Genomic DNA, 15,243 nt, shown 5'->3' with positions numbered 1-15,243 from the left:
AAATCCCTCCTATTCAAAACAAATTAAAACCATTGTTTGGTTAAGATGTTTATTGTTAAGCTGCTCACCATAAGTTGTAATTCCGGCAAATTCACCTAAATCTTGAAGCTTATTTGTGAACTTATTTGTAAAGTTGGTATTCTTAAAAAGAAGAGTTCTAAATATACAATTAACTACAATGGAACCAGATATTTTTGGTATTTCTTTTTTTGCTTTATTTATAGTGTTTGTTAAAACTTTCATGGGATCTTTAGGCTTTAAAATGTTTACATAGGAATTTTGATATATTCTTGCATAGAGTGATAGAGAGCCATCATCTTCAATTTTTTTAAAAGAAGATATAAAAGTTTCATCACCTATAATTTTTCCTATAGGATTAGACATGAAGTATTTCGCTATATCGTTTCTAGATATCTTTAAGCTATTTGCATATACATCGATTATAGGTTTACCATCCAGTTCATATATTTTCCTTTCATGGGGATTTGCTTTGGTAACAACAAATTCGCGTTCAGTGGGTTCATATATATTTTCTTTGTAAACACGTATTTTTCCGTTATTGTTATGCAGCATAGTTACAATTGTTACATTTGAGTAAATTTCACCATTATAGGAAATAAAAGTTCTAGTAAAACTTAAATCATCCGCAGTACTACCGCCAACAATAGGAATATTGTCATCTTCAAAAACACTGTTAAGAACAGCAATGCTTTTTTCTTCTGAATTTGACAAGCCATCTGTCATTTCAAAAACTATAGTGTTTTGTGTGTTAAAGCCTTTTTTGAATTCCTTTAATTTTTCAATGTACGTAATAGGTGCTCCACTTATATTTTCCATAATCATTGTTTTACACTCAATGTTTTCACCAAAAGCTATAAGAGATAGACCGTCGTTTATTCCATCTTTAGATATTTCACCACAGGACGTACCTCCTATAATAGTTGAGTTGGGGAATTTTTGTTTGAGTAATGTAGTAACATCCTTAAAAAAACTAACTTTTGAGAAATATATAATTAGTTTTGGAGCCTTAATATCTTTTGAAGCTTCATTAACAGCAGTTTCAGCACTACTAGAAAAACTATATCCGCAGCATGTATTCATAGTAAAACCTCCTTAAATTTATATAAAAAAATAGATTAATATCAAATTTAACGTTTTAAATTATATATTAAATTTCGACATAAATTTCATTAGCTTAAGGTGGTAAAGTTTATGAATAATTATAGACTAAATTAGTGTAGATTGATTTTTTATGTTTGCTTGTTTATAATAGAAAAAAACAAATTTATCAGACTAAATAATATATTGTGTTAATGAGGTGAAAATATGAAGGAAGAATTTTTAGCTATAGAAAAGAAACTTATGGATGGTAATAAGAGATTTATATCAAATAAATTAGAAAATAAGGATTTTTCAAAAAAACATAGGAAAGATTTAAAAGATAATGGACAAAAACCTATGGCTGTTGTTATCTCCTGTTCTGATTCACGCGTTCCTCCTGAAATAGTTTTTGATCTTGGTATTGGTGATATATTTACTGTTCGGAATGCAGGTAATGTTGTAGATGAAAATGTAATAGGAAATGTAGAATTTGCAGTAAGTCATTTAGATGCAAAATATATTTTAGTAATGGGGCATGAAAAATGTGGTGCAGTTGAAGAGGCTGTTAAAGGAATAGAAACTTATAATAAACTGGAGGGTTTTATTAAACCATTAGAGAATATAGTGGTTGAAGCTATAGAACATAATAAAAACTTTACACAAAGTGAACTTATGGACGTTATAGAGGATAAAAATGTAGAGCTTTCAGCAAGTAAACTCCTTCAGAGTAAAATGCTTAGAGAACTTTATGAAAAAGATGAAATTAAAATAGTAAAGGCGAAATACTTTCATGAAGCTGGTGAGGTTAAAATTTTAAAGTAAATATTTGTATTAGTAGGGGATTCTTATAATGGGGGTTCCTCTTTCTTTTATTTAAACTTAAACTTATAATTACGGTACTTTTTATAATGTAAAATGCTATAATTGTATATAGGTGATTAATATGAAAAAAGTAGGCAACAAAGTAATAGTAATAGGTTCTCCGGGAAGTGGGAAAAGCACTTTTTCTAAAAAGCTAGCTAAGATGCTAAAGCTTCCATTAATACACTTGGATAAGGAATATTGGAACTCTGGCTGGGCTCAAACACCTAAAGAGGAGTGGAGAGAAAAGCAGGAGGAATTTATAAAAGGAGACAAATGGATTATAGACGGAAATTATGGTTCTACAATGGATATAAGGCTTAAAGAAGCAGATACTATTGTATGTTTTAATCTTCCAAGAACCATTTGTCTTTTTAGAGCTTTTAAGAGATATATATCAAATATAAATAAAGTAAGAGATGATATGGCAGAGGGCTGCAAGGAAAATTTTGATTTTGAATTTGCAAAATATATATGGGATTTCCCTAAAAGCTTTGGAGAAAGGAACCTTAAAATTATAAATGAAAATAGTAATAAGAAAATTATAATTTTTAAAAAGAGAAATGATTCAAATAATTTTATAAAATCTCTTTAGGAGGTATTGTGAGAAAAAAGATTATTTTTATAGGTATTGTTTTTATAACTATTATTGCGGTTACAGTTATTGGCAAAAAACAGAAGATTGAACCTGAAAGCAAAAATTTTACCTTGAAAATATTATCACCAAAGGAAACAAAAAAAATCTTAGAAAAAAGAAAAAGGCAAGACATTGAAAATTATAAGCCCACTACAGCTATAGATATTGCAAGACTTAAAGCATATGAAAAGGTTACATACGAAGATGGAGAAATTAAGAATTGGAAAAATTCTGAGGTGACAGAAGAGAAATTTAATAGGGATAAGCCGGTTACGATTTTTTCCAACAAGGAAGATTTAAGTAATAGAGAAGTTTATGTGGTTAAATTTCAATCACATTTAGGTAGTACAGAATTTCCCGTTATTTTCTATGCGGATAAAAATTCTTATGAAATACTTGGAAAAGGGGAGAAAGGAAGTTTCTATGATTAAAAAGCTTAGATTACTAAAAGTAGAGGATATAGAAATACTATTTAATTGGAATATAAATGAAAAGCATTATGAATATTATACTTGTAGACCACTAAATGAGCATAAAACTTTTGAGGACTATAGAAACAGAATAATAGATTTGATTTCAACGAAAAAGCAAATGGTCCATATTCTGGTAGAAGAAGATATGGTTTTAGGTAAAATAACCTTATTCGATTTTAACACTAGAAATAAAAGTGCAGAGGTAGGATATTATATTCCCTCCCCAAATAGATGCAAAGGTCTTGGCAGTTTTATGTTAAAGAGTTTTATTGAAACAGTATTTGAGGATGATAAATTAAACTTAAATAAAATTTATGCAACAACAGCTTCAAATAACTATCCCTCAATAAAGCTTTTGGAGAAAAGTGGATTTAAGCTAGATGGAAGGCTTAGAGAACATTATTTTATTGATGAAAACAGATATGACCAACTTATATACTCTATGCTAAAAAGGGAATGGATTAAATAAAAAACTAGTTAGTATGTCGAGCCTAGTAACTAGAGTAATGGATGCAATTTATGTAGAAAGTATTTTGAAAAAGAAAGAAGTAATGCTAAAATAGAAAATGCTTTAATTTTAGAAATACATATAGCAAGGTTTGAAAATTATACATAAGAAAAATTTTAGGAGGAATTGGCTTGGATTTTAATCTTTTTAAAAATATAAAAACTAGATATCTATTTATAGCTATGACAGCCGTAACAATAATTAGTAGTATAGCTTTAGTTTTTATTGAAGCAGCTTTAAGATTAGGTTTCAGTAATGATTATGCTGAAGTATATAGTTTAATTGTAACCTTAGCCTGGTTTGTTATGGCTTTAGTATTTGTAAGGAAGAAAAATATAAGTATGAAGTCATTCTTAGGAAAATTTCCAAAGAAAAGTTTTGTACTTGAGGTACCATTGACATGGATAATAACTTATATTGGGGCTTTAGGAGCTATTTTAATACTATATTTTATGGTTTCTAAATTAACTCCAAATTTACTAAGTAGTGTACAATCTAATGTAGAAGAACAGCCAACAATATTAAGCAATAATATTTTTGTTGTTATATCATTCTTAGGTACAGTTGTCGCTGCGCCTATAGTGGAAGAATTTATATTTAGGGGAATACTTTTTAGGAGATTATATAGTAAATTTGGCATAATAATAGGTATTTTATTGTCTTCCCTTATATTTTTTCTATTACATTTTACAATTAATTTTATAATATTCTTTTTAGGTATGGCCTTAGCTATTTTAACTTATAAATATAAATCATTAGTACCAGCCATATGTTTACATGCCCTTAATAATTGCATTACTTTTTTTATTGAGAGAGCAAAGAGTAGTTCGAATGCAACTACTTCAAGTGATTCACTTGTTAGTACAGCAACTTTAATAGTAGGAATTATATTTTTTATTATGTACTTAGTATTTTTAATCTTAAATTTAAGGAAATGCTATAAGATTAAAGTTTTAAGTGAAGAATAATGACATTTTAGAAAAGGGGAAGTTTTTAAGCTTCTCTTTTTCTATTTAAAATAAAGTATGATATTTTGAAAAGTAGATTTTGTGCTAGTTAGATTTCTATAGGTATGGGGCTTATCAGCCATAAACTTTATAGAATTTCCTTTTTTTAAAGTGAAACTTTTCTCAGCTATAGAAACTTCAATTTCTCCATCTGTAACTATTATGTATTCTTCAACACCTTTGTTATGTGGAGGAGACATATGATTACAAGACGGCTCTAGCTCTATTGTAAATATTTCAAAGCCGTTATTTGCATTGAAGGGGAATATTGGATATAATTTCATTTTGTCATTGTTTTCCAGTATTGGAGCAATATTATTTTGACATATGATTTTAAGTTCCTCTTGATTTTCGTAAGTAAATAGTGAAAAGGATACCTTTAAACCAGTGGCAATTTTCCAAAGGGTAGAAACTGTTGGATTTGATTGCCCCCTTTCTATTTGACCAAGCATTCCTTTGCTAACACCAGTAAGCTTTGATACTTCATCTAAGCTTAAATTTCTAGTAGTTCTTATAGCTTTTAACTTGTTTCCTATAATCAAATTTAAATCCTGCATTGTCTAATATTTAGCTAGGGTAGGTATAATAAGTACAAAACTCCAGCTAAAATTCACCTCTTTTCTTTGAATAATATGTTAATACTAACTAGGATTCAGGTTTTAAAATACTCATTTCATATAAATTCCAATAAGCATTTGATACTTTCCGTATATTTTTTGATAAACTTTCCTTAACAAAGCCTACTTTTTCATAACATCTAATAGCAGAATAATTAAAATCAAATACACCAAGGGTTATTTTTTTAAAATTCATATCTTTAAAACCGATTTTTAATATTTCGTTTAATGCGGCGGTACCTATATGGTTGCCTCTATTATTTTTTTCACCTATTAGAAATCTACATATTTTGCCTATCTTATTAGTTTCATCTATTTCTCTAATTTCAATTGTGCCAATCATTTCGTCAGTACTAGCAAGTAGTATTTTATAAACAAAAACTTTTTCTATGAATACTTCACTTAAAAAATAATTTTCAAGTTGCTTAAGTGTTAAAGGATAGTTAAATTTAGGACCTGCCCACTGCATTAGATCATCAGCAGATTTATCAACATTCCAGTTAATAATTTTTTGTAGATCTTGTTTCTCAAGCAATTTAAGCTTTATAATTTGATTACTCATATCATTAAACTCCTTTGAATTCTTAAGTAAGCATTAAAAATAAATCAATACTTATACCTTAGTATCTTATAATAATTTATTGCATTTGTAAATTTTATATTGTACAATATAACGTATAATATATAATATAGTATACAAAAGGGGGCGCAAAATGATAAGGGCACTTATACTTGGAATAGCAGCATCCTTCTTTTTTGCATTTACTTTTATCTTAAACAAACAAATGAATGTATCTGGCGGCAGCTGGCTTTTTAGTTCTTCTTTAAGATATATTTTAACCCTTCCTTTATTGTTCATTATACTTATAATAAAAAGAGATGTATTAGATGTAGTAAAAAGTATAATAAAAAGTCCTTTAAAATGGGTGGTGTGGAGTACGGTAGGCTTTGGATTTTTTTATGCTCCACTTAGCTTTGCAGCAGCTTATGGAAGTTCATGGTTAATTGCAGGAACCTGGCAGATAACCATAATTTGTGGAGCACTTATGTCGCCTTTATTTTTTAAAACTGTAGAAACTGATAAAGGCAGTATTAAAGTTAGAAATATGCTGCCTAAAAAAGCACTCTTAATGTCTTCAATAATTTTAATAGGTATATTTTTAATGCAATTTGAACAAGCAAAAGGAGATATATTAAATGTAAAAACATTTTTAGGAATATCAGCTGTTATTGTAGGAGCAATTTCTTATCCACTTGGCAATAGAAAGATGATGGAGCTTTGTGGAAGTGATCTTAATACCTTTCAAAGAGTTTTTGGAATGACGCTTTGTAGTATGCCCTTTTGGATAATTATATTGTTTTCTGGAGTTCTATCTGTGGGTATGCCAGGTGAAAGTCAACTGATTGAAGCTTTTATAGTTGCAGTATTTTCAGGAATTATTGCTACTATTTTATTTTTTAAGGCAACGGATATAGTGAAAAATAATACACGAAAGCTTGCGGTTATAGAGTCAACACAATCAGGAGAGGTTATATTTACACTTTTAGGTGGAGTTTTAATATTTCATGATAAAGCACCTATGATATTAGCAGCTTTAGGAATTCTTTTAGTAGTTGCAGGGATGATTTTGAATAGTATAATGGAGATATAAAAAGAATTACTAGAGGAGGAAAAAATAATGGCTTCAAGTGAAGAATTTATGGAATATGTTAGCGAACAAATAAGTGGTGCAGGCAAAATAACTTATAGAAAAATGTTTGGAGATTATGGAGTTTACTGTAACGGAAAAATAATAGGGTTAGTATGTGATAATCAGTTCTTTTTAAAGGTAACAAAGGTTGGAAGAGAATTGCTAAAAGAAGTTGTAGAAGCACCAGCTTATAATGGAGCAAGACCTTCTTTTTTAATTGAAAACTTAGAAGATAGAGAGTACTTAGCAAAGCTTGTATACGAAACCTATGAAGAACTTCCATTTCAAGTTAAGAAGGTAAAGAAGAAAAAACATAAAGAGGTCTAATTTTTTAGATTTCCTTATGTTTTTCTGTTTATTTTAGATATTCAGTAACAAAGTCTGTAAATAAAATTCCGTCCAAATGATCAATTTCATGACAAAAGCATTTTGCTAAAAAACCGATACCTGTAAGTGTAATGGGCTTTCCATTTTCATCTAAAGCTTTAACCACAACTTTAGAAGGCCTTTTAAGTTTACCGAATACATTGGGAATGCTTAAACAACCTTCTATAACTTCTTGTTCGCCTTCTTTTTGAATTATTTTAGGATTAACTAATTTTATTATATCTTCACCGTTACCAGGATTTATTACTACTAGTCTTTTTAGTATTCCCACTTGTGGAGCAGCTATGGCAGCACCGTTTTCTGTATTTTTAAGTGTATCTACCATGTCATCTAAAATTTGTTTTATTTTAGCATCCACTACTTCAACAGTTCTGCTTTTTTTTCTTAATATATCGTCGTCAGAAAGCCTAATTTGTCTTAATGCCATTAAATAACACCTCTAAAAAAAGTTTTTATTGTACTAAATGTACATCCAAAATATAACATGTGGATTTTTTTGTGTCAAGCTATTTGTGTGGTTAAAATCAAATTGTTGACATATATAATTCTATAAAATATAATGAGCATAAATTGATATGTAGTATAGGAATACATAGGATGGAGACGGTAAAATGAAGGAATCTCAGAGACAAATTCAGAAAAGGGAAACAAGAAAAAAAATAATATATTCTGCTTATGAAGAATTTAAAAATAAAGGAATCATAAAAACAACAACTTCAGATATTGCAAAGGCGGCAGGTGTATCTCATGGTACAATTTTTGCTCATTTTAAAACTCAAGGGGAGTTAGTAAAGGAAGTTATTGAGGTGTTTTGTACAAAGATAGTTATGAATACACATCTTGCCTCAAAAAAAGCATATACAGTAAAAGAGGTTTTAAGTGCTCATCTTGAAGGAATAAAGGAATTTGAAGAATTTTATGGTAGACTTATACTTGAGATTAATTTTCTTGAAAAAGAAGAAAAAAGTACATTTATATCCATACAATCAGCACTTTCAAAGCATTTAAGTGAAGCGTTAGAAATAGAAGTAGAGGCAGAAAGTATAAAAAAACTTCCACTAAGTTTTATTTTTAACAGTTGGATAGGTCTTGTTAATTACTATATAGTAAATAGAGAACTTTTTTCTCCTGGAAAATCTGTTATAGATACACATAAAGAGGAATTAATAAATAATTTTATAGAGCTTATAAAGAAATAGGTTACTGTTAAAAAAGTTCTCAGCTTAATTGCAGAGGACTTTTTTGTTATATAAAATATTATTGACATTAAGAAGTATATAAAATATAATGAGTATATAGTCAATGAGTAATTAGTCAGTGAAAGGAGAAAAATTATGAAAAGATGTATAGCTTGTGGTATGCCAATGAGTAAAAAAGAGGATTTTGCAGAGAGGGATGAAAAGAAGGATTACTGTAAATATTGTGCTAGAGAAGACGGAACAATGCAGTCCTATGATGAAAAACTTAAAAGCATGACCGAATTTATAGTTAAAACTCAAGGTTTTGATATTAAAGCAGCTGAAAATATTGCTAAGGATACGATGTCTAAGCTTCCTGCATGGAATAATATTTAAAATATGATATTAATGATGGGAACTTGTTTAATAAGTTCCCATCATTAATGTGAAGTGAGAGAATGTAAAAATTATATACTAGGCAACATCCCTTAAAGTTATATATCTATTTTAAATTTACCAACTAGCCCATGTAATCCTTGAGCTAATCCTTCCTGATTTTGTGATGTGTTAGATACGGTAACTGCCATTCCTGTAGTGTCTTTAACAATATTATCTACAACTTCAACTTTTTCAGAAGATTTTTGTTCATTAAGTGCTACATTTTGAGTTGCTTCACTTATTTGACCTATGGTTGCTGAGAATTCTCCCAAGGTTGAAGCTAGTTCTTCAGATAACTTATTAATGTAATCTGCATCCATATAGTATTGATGTCCACCTTCAACAAAGCCATTGAATTCTGGTATTACTTTTTCATTCATAAATACTAAAATATCATTACTACCTGAAGAAATGTTATCAAAAGCTTTATCGATTTTCCATATATTTTCATTAATATCATTTACCGCTGTTTTTGATTGTTCTGCTAACTCTCTTACCTCATTTGCTACAACTGCAAAACCTTTACCGTTTTCTCCTGCTCTTGCTGCCTCAATAGCTGCATTTAGTGCAAGTAAATTTGTTTGATCTGCTATACTTTCAATAGCGGAAGCCATATCTTTTATTTTATTAACTATTTTGCCCTCCTCAATAGCTTTAAGTATCGCTTCCTTTTTTTCTTTATATAAATTTTCTGTAGTATTTGCTGCAATTTTTCCTTTTTCTTGAACATTTTCAGCATTACTTTTGGCTTTACTTGCTACATTTCTTGCAGTTAATGCCCTTTGAGCTAATTCGTTTACTGCCGAATTTATCTCTTCAATAGATGCAGTTATTTCTTCTGAAGCAGCACTATTTTCTTCTATAGCTATCTTGATAGTCTTGCAGGCAGTATTCATGTCCTCCATTTTTGACATAAGTTCATTTGATGTTAAAGATAAATCTTCACTATCTGACTTCAATTCATCTGAACTATCACTTATGTTTTTTAACAAATTAACTACATTACTTTGTGCTTCATTTAGTGATACTGATGTTTCTCCAAATTCATCTTTACCTAATATGTTTATATTGTTTGAAAAATCGAATTTTGCAATTCTTCCAGCAAATTGCTTAATTCTCTTTAATGCATCATCGATATTTTTTATTAGTAAGTATGAAAATATAATACTTAAACCAATAGCAACTATGGCAAGTATCACTGTAATTAGAGTGGCTTTCTTATATTTTATTTGGCTATCTTCATATTTTAAGTTTGCGATTTTTTGATTATATGCTATTTCTTCATCAAGTAAATCATTTATTTTAGCTCTATACCCATCAAAAATAGCAAATTGATTTTTAATAGCATTGTAATCTCCGTTTTTTGCTGTTTCAAAAAATTTATCTTTTGCATTATTGTAATCATTAAGATTTGCTGAATATTGAGTAAATATAGCTCTATCTTTTTCATCATTAATTAGCACTTCATATTTTTGGGTAAGGTCATTATCTTTTTCTATTAAACCATTCATATCTGAAATGGTTTTATCAACAACTGCTTTTTTATCAGGATTAACTAAAATAAGAGATCCAGAAGTTAAATCAGCCATATGAGCTCTGATATCTTGTATCATTGACAATTTCGTCAAGCTTTTAGAATATATAGTATTTAGATTAGCGTTAACCTCCGTCATCTTTTGATAACTCATGATTGCATTTATTATGATAACTATAATTATCATCCCAAAACACAAAATTAATTTATGAATTACCTTTAAATTTTTAAACAATTGTATCAAAATTTATTACCTCCTAGTATATTATTTGTTGTAATTAAACCTATTGACTACCGAAAATCAAGTTGCTTTGGACTTATTTTACAATATACAACATGATTTTTAGCTACGTTAATGTATCGATATTTTTAAACTACGCTTTACTATACAATAATGGAAATGGAGTAATAATATATAATCTAAGTAATAATATATAATTAATGGAGGCTATTTGTATATAAGCTTCCAAGAGAGCTTATCTTTAGAAACTAATAAGAATGAAAACTTCTACTACATATAAATTCTCTATATAATTTAGGAAAAATGTAATTTTGAGTATGAAATATATATAAGGCAATTACTGCGATAAAGAATTAAATCAATAATGAAATTTATATTATAATTTGAGGCATTTTATTGTAAAAAGGTTCAATTGAAGTATAATGTATGTATTAATAATAAATAAGATAATACAAAGGGGATGTTATATTTTGATTATAGAGAAATTAAAGTTTCAGGATATTATGGAACTCTTAGAATTGTATAAAGAACTTATGCCTTTTGAAATTGAATATGAAAAATCAGCTGGAGTATATAAAGAAATAACAGCAAATGAAAACTATATTTTACTTGTAGCCAAGGAAGAAAATGAAATTTTAGGTTCAATGCTGGGGATACGTTGTAAGAGCTTATTAGAATCTTTCTTGGTAATTGAAGCTGTAATAGTAAAAGAGAAGATTAGAGGAAAAGGAGTAGGAAGGAAGTTAATGGAGAAGATGGACGAGTTCGCAAAAGAAAAAAATTGTGCTTATGCAATTCTTGTATCCTCGGATTTTAGAGAGGGAGCACATAAATTCTATGAAAGACTTGGATTTAAAGACGGTGTTAAAGGCTTTCGTAAACTGTATTATTAGATGGGGGAAGAGCGATGAATAGTAAGGATTATGGAATACTGCTTATAACTACTGGTATTAACAAAATTAAGCTTGGGGAAGAAGTTTGGATTATATTGGATGAAAATCCCTCAACAGGTTATAATTGGAATCTTAATTTTGAGGATTCAGGTATATACAGGGTTCAAGAAAGTTTCTTTTTACCTTCGAGAACAGAGTCGGTAGGAACTAAAGGTAAAGCAATATGGATTTTAAAGGCAACTGATAAGGGAGAGACTGTAGTAAGTTTAAATTATGCTAGGAGCTTTGATAAAAAACCTATAAAAAATGTTGCTTATTCAATTGTAGTAGAGTAAGCCATAGTGAAAAGATACTTAAAGGAGATGCAATATGCTTATTGGATGTAATTTTTCAAAACACTTAAAATTTCTTTTAGAAAAAGAAGAGATAGAAGTAGATTATATAAAAGCAGGAGCTTATGGAGATTTTGATGAGGAGTATTCTATCATGCGCTCTTTTAAGCCAATTCTAGTTCATGGTCTTGGAAATTTCGAGCGTACAGGAATGAAGGATAGTTATGTTATAGATTTTAAGCGCGCTAATAAGCTTTTTGATAAGTGCCAGTCTCCGCATTTTGGTATACACATTGAGATAAAAAAATCAGATATGCTTGAGGGCATGAATGAAGAAGATATACATAAGCATATGTGTAAGCAGATTCAAATTTTTAAAACTAATATAAATGTTCCACTTTTATTAGAAAATGTTCCAGACTGCCCTACAGAACATACTATATTTAATTGTTATCCATATTTTCAACCAGAGAAGCTTACTAGATTATTTTTGGAAAATGATGTGGATTTTTTGCTTGATATAAGCCATGCGAAAATAGCGGCAGAGTATCATGGGATAGATATTAAAGAATACTTGAAAGAACTTCCACTTAACCGTGTACGTGAAATTCATGTTAACGGTTCAGGCTATGATAAAAATGGATTTCCCATGGATACTCATCAATCTATGGAAAAAATAGATTATGAAATGCTTGAATGGGTTTTGAAATTTGCAACACCTAAAATTGTAACGTTAGAATATGCAGGAATAAAGGGTGAAACTGAAGATTATATTAGAGAGTCCTTAAAAATTCAATTGAAGAGAATAAAGGATGTAGTGGGGCAATATATATAATGGAATCACATAAATTAGGATTTTTAATATAATAATATAGAAAGTTATATGAAAAAATGGAGAAGAAACATGGTTTGTCCGTATATTGAGAAAATGCGTAATGAAAGAGCACAATATAATGAAGTACTGCTTGTGCCAAATAGACTAAATGTATTAAAGGTAGGACAAAAGGGATGGATTATTTTAGAAAGTAATACTGCATCAACAGGATATTCATGGAGATTAATACCTAATAACAAAGGAATTTATACAGTTGATAGGCATTTTTATTTGCCACCAGCACCACTTATACCAGGAACACCTGGAAGAGACATATGGGTAATAAAAGCAGTTAAAATGGGAAGAGACACTATAGTATTAAATTATGGCAGAGGCAATCAAGTGGCAGCCACAGCAAGATATGCTATAGAGGTAAGGTAAAGTTAGAGAAGCTGCATCAAGTTTTAGTGCAGCTTTTTTTAATACGAAGGTTAAATAAAAAGAGAGTGTAAAATTCTTTCTGTAAAATAACTTTCTATGGTAAGTTTTAAAAGACAAGATTGTCAAAAGTGACTTTCTATCTTGTTTTAAATATACATTCTAAAAATATGTATGTCAAGAACGCCTTTAAAAACAGGCGTTTTTGGCATATTAAGCTTTTTATTCAGTAAGTCGTCCTTCATACATAATGGATAATTCACCGTACACTTTACCCCAATTTCTTAGTGGCAAACGCCATTTTTTTGTAGCTTCAAAAGTAGCAAGGTATAAAGCTTTTAAAAGTGATGTATCGCTTGGAAATACAGTTCTTTGTCTATTTAATCTACGGTATGTGCTGTTGAGACTTTCGATTGCATTTGTAGTATAAATAACTTTTCTTACATCAGCAGAGAACTTAAAAATAGGGCTAATAGCATCCCAATTTGATTTCCAGCTTTTCATTGAGTTAGGATAATGTTTTTCCCATTTTTCAGTGATTTCTTCTAATTGCTTATATGCAATTTCCTCAGAAGGTGCATGATATATAGTTTTTAAATCTTTTGCAAATTCTTTTTTATCTTTATCAGCAACATACTTTAATGTATTTCTTACTTGATGAACTATACAACGTTGATATTCAGTATTTGGAAAAGCTACTGATATAGATTCCTTTATCCCTGTAAGACCGTCTGCACAAAGGATAAGGATATCTTGAACACCCCTATTTTTTAATTCATTGAGAGCACTAAGCCAATATTTACTGCTTTCATTTTCTCCAATATTTATAGAAAGTACTTCCTTTCTGCCTTCATTATTTATACCAAGAATAATGTAAGCTGCAAGCTTACGTATAACGTTATTTTCCCTTACGGAAAAATGAACTGCATCAATGAAAACAATTGGATATACTGTAGATAAAGGTCTATGTTGCCATGCTTCTATTTCAGGAAGAAGTTTATTGGTTATATTTGAAACCATTCCTTCACTAACTTCAAACCCATATATATCTTCAATTTGTTCTGAAATTTGTCTGGTACTTAATCCTTTAGCATACATAGAAATAATTTTTTCTTCTATACCAGAAATATCTTTCTGGTGTTTTTGTACTATTTTAGGTTCAAAAGAACTTTCTCTATCCTGTGGTACATCTATATTCATCTCACCATATTTGCTTCGAATCCTTTTTTGTTTTTTCCCATTTCTTGAGTTTGTAGTTTCGGCTCGTTCATATGGTTCATAACCTAAATGCTCGTCCATTTCACCTTCAAGCATAGATTGAATAGTTCCACCTAATAGATCTTTTAAAGCTTCCTGAATATCCTCAGCTGACTGAATATCATATTCGTCTATAAGAGCTGATATAATATTTCTTTTTCCTTCATTCATTGGTTTTACCTTATAAATATCTTTTTTTCTTGCCATAATAAAAGGCCTCCTATGATTTTATTTTACCATAGAAAGCCTTATTATTTTTATTTACAGACTTTTCTTCACATGCTCAATAAAAATGAAATAAATATTTAATTTTGAAAGTCAAGAATAATGGGTTTACAGGCGATAAAAGAAATTTAAAAAATAACCATTTGATCTTGAAAGTTTGTCCATCTTTTTTAATATTTCACCTGCTTTATTTCCAACTGTGACTTTTTCAATAAAAACTACTCTATAAATTGCACTGACTATATGTTGTAAAATAACCTGAGGAATTTGACCTTTCATCAATTCATTTTGTCCCTTCAATATAATTTCATCAATAATTTTGTTTTTAGGTTCATACATTTCTTTAAACTCATTTAATAAAATTTCTACCTGCTTTTCTATCTTTATCTTTTCCTTTTTCATTAAATAATCACCTTACTATCCTTAAAATCATAATATGAGTTATTATTGTTTATTAATTGAAGTTTTTTATAATGCTTATTATAACATAATTTATAGACTATCATATATGTTACGTACACATTTAAATATCAATTTTCGGCACTAATTTAAAATGTATACTAAGTTTTAGTGTATTTCTATTTTGTTTAAAAGGTTTACAATCTGTGTTA

Annotated in this window: 20 protein-coding genes; 13 read left to right on the top strand and 7 right to left on the bottom strand. The window is 29.1% G+C overall.

The features are described from left to right. Positions 1-9: 9 nt before the first annotated feature. On the bottom strand, positions 10-1,101 hold the full coding sequence (locus tag CLFE_RS15550) for an FIST signal transduction protein (RefSeq protein ID WP_077894907.1): 1,092 nt from the start codon (positions 1,099-1,101) through the stop codon (positions 10-12). 225 nt (positions 1,102-1,326) lie between these two features. On the opposite strand from CLFE_RS15550, the gene CLFE_RS15545 reads away from it, so the two are divergent. From CLFE_RS15545 to CLFE_RS15525, 5 genes are all read left to right on the top strand, one after another. Beyond that, positions 1,327-1,923 (top strand): carbonic anhydrase, encoded by a 597-nt coding sequence (locus CLFE_RS15545; protein WP_077894906.1) that lies wholly within the window; start codon positions 1,327-1,329, stop codon positions 1,921-1,923. Between the two features lie 121 nt (positions 1,924-2,044). Beyond that, positions 2,045-2,557, top strand: coding sequence for a DNA topology modulation protein (locus tag CLFE_RS15540; protein ID WP_077894905.1), 513 nt, complete (start codon positions 2,045-2,047; stop codon positions 2,555-2,557). 8 nt (positions 2,558-2,565) lie between these two features. Next, positions 2,566-3,030, top strand: coding sequence for a hypothetical protein (locus tag CLFE_RS15535; RefSeq protein ID WP_077894904.1), 465 nt, complete (start codon positions 2,566-2,568; stop codon positions 3,028-3,030). Continuing rightward, positions 3,023-3,541, top strand: coding sequence for a GNAT family N-acetyltransferase (locus tag CLFE_RS15530; RefSeq protein ID WP_077894903.1), 519 nt, complete (start codon positions 3,023-3,025; stop codon positions 3,539-3,541). The genes CLFE_RS15535 and CLFE_RS15530 overlap by 8 nt, the downstream gene beginning before the upstream one ends. Before the next feature lie 170 nt (positions 3,542-3,711). Continuing rightward, positions 3,712-4,548, top strand: a complete 837-nt coding sequence (locus CLFE_RS15525) for a CPBP family intramembrane glutamic endopeptidase (RefSeq protein WP_077894902.1) — start codon at positions 3,712-3,714, stop codon at positions 4,546-4,548. 41 nt (positions 4,549-4,589) lie between these two features. Here CLFE_RS15525 and CLFE_RS15520 read toward each other — a convergent pair whose 3' ends face one another. Together CLFE_RS15520 and CLFE_RS15515 are read right to left on the bottom strand one after the other, a co-directional pair. Then, positions 4,590-5,144: a helix-turn-helix domain-containing protein gene (locus tag CLFE_RS15520; RefSeq protein WP_077833818.1), complete on the bottom strand. Its 555-nt coding sequence runs from the start codon at positions 5,142-5,144 to the stop codon at positions 4,590-4,592. An 88-nt stretch (positions 5,145-5,232) separates the two neighbouring features. Further along, positions 5,233-5,766, bottom strand: a complete 534-nt coding sequence (locus tag CLFE_RS15515; protein ID WP_242951704.1) for a GNAT family N-acetyltransferase — start codon at positions 5,764-5,766, stop codon at positions 5,233-5,235. Between the two features lie 151 nt (positions 5,767-5,917). On the opposite strand from CLFE_RS15515, the gene CLFE_RS15510 reads away from it, so the two are divergent. Together CLFE_RS15510 and CLFE_RS15505 are read left to right on the top strand one after the other, a co-directional pair. Then, a complete protein-coding gene (locus tag CLFE_RS15510) occupies positions 5,918-6,856 on the top strand; it encodes a DMT family transporter (RefSeq protein ID WP_077894901.1) in 939 nt (312 codons plus the stop codon). 27 nt (positions 6,857-6,883) lie between these two features. Further along, positions 6,884-7,222: a TfoX/Sxy family protein gene (locus tag CLFE_RS15505; RefSeq protein WP_077853343.1), complete on the top strand. Its 339-nt coding sequence runs from the start codon at positions 6,884-6,886 to the stop codon at positions 7,220-7,222. Between the two features lie 28 nt (positions 7,223-7,250). Here CLFE_RS15505 and def read toward each other — a convergent pair whose 3' ends face one another. Beyond that, a complete protein-coding gene (def, locus tag CLFE_RS15500; protein ID WP_077894900.1) occupies positions 7,251-7,709 on the bottom strand; it encodes a peptide deformylase in 459 nt (152 codons plus the stop codon). Between the two features lie 184 nt (positions 7,710-7,893). Here def and CLFE_RS15495 point away from each other — a divergent pair, with 184 nt between their 5' ends. Continuing rightward, positions 7,894-8,481, top strand: a complete 588-nt coding sequence (locus tag CLFE_RS15495) for a TetR/AcrR family transcriptional regulator (protein ID WP_077833814.1) — start codon at positions 7,894-7,896, stop codon at positions 8,479-8,481. A gap of 135 nt (positions 8,482-8,616) precedes the next feature. Next, on the top strand, positions 8,617-8,856 hold the full coding sequence (locus CLFE_RS15490) for a zinc ribbon domain-containing protein (RefSeq protein WP_077833813.1): 240 nt from the start codon (positions 8,617-8,619) through the stop codon (positions 8,854-8,856). Positions 8,857-8,954: 98 nt separating this feature from the next. On the opposite strand, the gene CLFE_RS15485 is transcribed toward CLFE_RS15490, so the two are convergent. After that, positions 8,955-10,676, bottom strand: a complete 1,722-nt coding sequence (locus tag CLFE_RS15485; RefSeq protein ID WP_077894899.1) for a methyl-accepting chemotaxis protein — start codon at positions 10,674-10,676, stop codon at positions 8,955-8,957. Positions 10,677-11,143: 467 nt separating this feature from the next. Between CLFE_RS15485 and CLFE_RS15480 the strand changes: the two genes are divergently transcribed. Genes CLFE_RS15480 through CLFE_RS15465 form a run of 4 tightly spaced genes read left to right on the top strand, consistent with a single transcriptional unit; the run spans position 11,144 to position 13,153 of the window. Beyond that, positions 11,144-11,566 (top strand): GNAT family N-acetyltransferase, encoded by a 423-nt coding sequence (locus CLFE_RS15480; protein ID WP_077894898.1) that lies wholly within the window; start codon positions 11,144-11,146, stop codon positions 11,564-11,566. A gap of 14 nt (positions 11,567-11,580) precedes the next feature. Next, the gene (locus tag CLFE_RS15475; protein ID WP_077894897.1) at positions 11,581-11,901 is read left to right on the top strand and encodes a protease inhibitor I42 family protein; all 321 of its coding nucleotides are present in this window, start codon (positions 11,581-11,583) and stop codon (positions 11,899-11,901) included. Between the two features lie 34 nt (positions 11,902-11,935). Further along, positions 11,936-12,733, top strand: a complete 798-nt coding sequence (locus tag CLFE_RS15470) for a multinuclear nonheme iron-dependent oxidase (protein ID WP_077833809.1) — start codon at positions 11,936-11,938, stop codon at positions 12,731-12,733. A gap of 48 nt (positions 12,734-12,781) precedes the next feature. Next, positions 12,782-13,153 (top strand): protease inhibitor I42 family protein, encoded by a 372-nt coding sequence (locus CLFE_RS15465; protein WP_242950847.1) that lies wholly within the window; start codon positions 12,782-12,784, stop codon positions 13,151-13,153. 219 nt (positions 13,154-13,372) lie between these two features. On the opposite strand, the gene CLFE_RS15460 is transcribed toward CLFE_RS15465, so the two are convergent. Together CLFE_RS15460 and CLFE_RS15455 are read right to left on the bottom strand one after the other, a co-directional pair. Beyond that, complete coding sequence (locus tag CLFE_RS15460) at positions 13,373-14,578, bottom strand: IS256 family transposase (RefSeq protein WP_250944770.1); 1,206 nt, start codon at positions 14,576-14,578, stop codon at positions 13,373-13,375. A 162-nt stretch (positions 14,579-14,740) separates the two neighbouring features. Continuing rightward, the gene (locus tag CLFE_RS15455; protein ID WP_077833808.1) at positions 14,741-15,034 is read right to left on the bottom strand and encodes a hypothetical protein; all 294 of its coding nucleotides are present in this window, start codon (positions 15,032-15,034) and stop codon (positions 14,741-14,743) included. Positions 15,035-15,243 lie beyond the last annotated feature (209 nt).

Source organism: Clostridium felsineum DSM 794, assembly GCF_002006355.2.
In the GTDB taxonomy this organism is placed as follows: domain Bacteria; phylum Bacillota; class Clostridia; order Clostridiales; family Clostridiaceae; genus Clostridium_S; species Clostridium_S felsineum.
The sequence above is the reverse complement of the archived record's forward strand: the minus strand, read 5'-3'. Positions and strand labels throughout refer to the sequence as shown.

Bases quoted from the DNA above. Each gene is read 5' to 3' on its own strand.
- CLFE_RS15550 (WP_077894907.1), bottom strand. From the start codon at position 1,101: ATGAATACATGCTGCGGATATAGTTTTTCTAGTAGTGCTGAAACTGCT.
- CLFE_RS15545 (WP_077894906.1), top strand. From the start codon at position 1,327: ATGAAGGAAGAATTTTTAGCTATAGAAAAGAAACTTATGGATGGTAAT.
- CLFE_RS15540 (WP_077894905.1), top strand. From the start codon at position 2,045: ATGAAAAAAGTAGGCAACAAAGTAATAGTAATAGGTTCTCCGGGAAGT.
- CLFE_RS15530 (WP_077894903.1), top strand. From the start codon at position 3,023: ATGATTAAAAAGCTTAGATTACTAAAAGTAGAGGATATAGAAATACTA.
- CLFE_RS15520 (WP_077833818.1), bottom strand. From the start codon at position 5,144: ATGCAGGATTTAAATTTGATTATAGGAAACAAGTTAAAAGCTATAAGA.
- CLFE_RS15515 (WP_242951704.1), bottom strand. From the start codon at position 5,766: ATGAGTAATCAAATTATAAAGCTTAAATTGCTTGAGAAACAAGATCTA.
- CLFE_RS15510 (WP_077894901.1), top strand. From the start codon at position 5,918: ATGATAAGGGCACTTATACTTGGAATAGCAGCATCCTTCTTTTTTGCA.
- CLFE_RS15505 (WP_077853343.1), top strand. From the start codon at position 6,884: ATGGCTTCAAGTGAAGAATTTATGGAATATGTTAGCGAACAAATAAGT.
- def (WP_077894900.1), bottom strand. From the start codon at position 7,709: ATGGCATTAAGACAAATTAGGCTTTCTGACGACGATATATTAAGAAAA.
- CLFE_RS15495 (WP_077833814.1), top strand. From the start codon at position 7,894: ATGAAGGAATCTCAGAGACAAATTCAGAAAAGGGAAACAAGAAAAAAA.
- CLFE_RS15490 (WP_077833813.1), top strand. From the start codon at position 8,617: ATGAAAAGATGTATAGCTTGTGGTATGCCAATGAGTAAAAAAGAGGAT.
- CLFE_RS15475 (WP_077894897.1), top strand. From the start codon at position 11,581: ATGAATAGTAAGGATTATGGAATACTGCTTATAACTACTGGTATTAAC.
- CLFE_RS15470 (WP_077833809.1), top strand. From the start codon at position 11,936: ATGCTTATTGGATGTAATTTTTCAAAACACTTAAAATTTCTTTTAGAA.
- CLFE_RS15465 (WP_242950847.1), top strand. From the start codon at position 12,782: ATGAAAAAATGGAGAAGAAACATGGTTTGTCCGTATATTGAGAAAATG.
- CLFE_RS15460 (WP_250944770.1), bottom strand. From the start codon at position 14,578: ATGAATGAAGGAAAAAGAAATATTATATCAGCTCTTATAGACGAATAT.
- CLFE_RS15455 (WP_077833808.1), bottom strand. From the start codon at position 15,034: ATGAAAAAGGAAAAGATAAAGATAGAAAAGCAGGTAGAAATTTTATTA.